This window comes from Intrasporangium zincisolvens, assembly GCF_034724055.1.
GTDB classification, from domain to species: Bacteria; Actinomycetota; Actinomycetes; order Actinomycetales; family Dermatophilaceae; genus Monashia; species Monashia zincisolvens.
The window spans coordinates 1-1,397 of sequence record NZ_JAWIIL010000022.1 but is presented as its reverse complement, the minus strand read 5'-3'; the positions used below and the strand labels follow the sequence as shown (position 1 = coordinate 1,397).

1 protein-coding gene is annotated in these 1,397 nt (G+C 74.9%); it reads right to left on the bottom strand.

Translation table 11 applies throughout. The annotated features are described in order from the left end of the window. Position 1: 1 nt before the first annotated feature. The coding region (locus tag RY076_RS23605; RefSeq protein ID WP_323102473.1) for an HNH endonuclease signature motif containing protein at positions 2–1,397 on the bottom strand (1,396 nt) is incomplete at its 5' end.

Here is a 1,397-nt window from a genome sequence, read left to right as displayed (position 1 = left end):
GTCAGAACGGTGGCGGTGAGTCGTCGTAGCGGCGTGGTGCTGGTTTCGGTGGTGGTGGGGGTGCCGGTCGTAGGTCTTCGAGCCAGTCCTTGGGGTGGGTGGTGTAGCGGCGGCCGGCGGTGGTGCGCCAGTGCACGCGGGCGTCCTGGTCGCGGGTGGCGGTCCAGTGTCCGTGGGTGCGGGCGTTGTGGTGTTGGCGGTGTTTGCTGGTGAGGTTCGTGGTGTCGGTGGGTCCGTGGGGCCAGGGGGTGTCGTGGTCGAGGTCGCAGCGGGCGGCGGGGATGGTGCAGCCGGGTCCGCGGCAGGTGCCGTCGACGGCTTCGACGAGGGCGGCGATGGTGGGGGTGGGTCGGTAGCTGGTGGTGCTGACGGCGTGGGCGGTGCCGGTGGTGGGGTCGACGCCGATGAGGCGCCATCGGGTGTCGGGCCCGAGCATGAGGTGGCGGGCGTGCTGGGCGTCGATCCAGCCGTAGCCGGGGATCTCGCAGGGTGTGTCGGAGGCGCCGAGCGCGACCGGGAGCGGGACGACAAGGCTCACTGACGCGGCAGGGCGTCGGCCCAGCAGGGCGGTCCAGGCGTCGTCGTGGGCCGCGGCACCGGATCCGTCGCTGGACGGGCTGGCACCACGGAAGGCGCCCGAGGCGCCGGAGGCGCTGGGTGTGTCGGGGCGTCCGGAGGCGGTGCCGGTGTCGGGCACGGTGGCGAAGGTGAGCAGGTCGGTGATGGCGTCGGCGCGCAGGGTGTCGAGGGTGCGGAGGTCGCCGGCCTGGCGGGCTGCGCGGGCCAGGGCGTCGGCGCGTTCCATGGCGGCGATGACCTTGTCGGCGTCGTTGGTGACGGTGAGGACGCCGAGGCCGTCGGGGTCGATGCGGGCGAACGCGCCGCGGCGGCGCCGGGCCCGGCGGCGTCTGAGGGCGGCGTCGCGGTCGGCGGCGAGGCAGGCGCGGGTGAGGCGTTGCCGGAACAGGGTGGGTGAGGGTGGGGCGCCGTCCTTGGGCCGCAGCACCGAGGCGGTGACCTCGATCGCGGTGTCGGCGTCGAGGTGGCGGGTCTGCTCGTGCAGCAGGCGGGCGCGGTGCAGGGTGACGGTGCCCGAACGCAGGCGGGCGCGCAGGTCGGCGGCGGCCACAGAGTGGTCGGTGGCCAGGTTGAGCCGGTCGTGGACTTCTTGGGGTCCGAGGCCGGTGGCGGTGGTGACCTCGAGCATGGTGAGCCGGTCGGCGTCGAGCCAGCCCGCGGGCGTCCTGGCGCCGAGGTCGGCGGTCCGGGCGAGCTCGGTGGACTCGATGCACGAGCGCAGCCGGGCCAGGGCCTGCAGGCCGGCGGCGTCGAGCACGGCCTTGGCATGCTCGACGGCCTCGATGACGCGCAGCTCGGCGTCGGACTGCGCCTCGAGG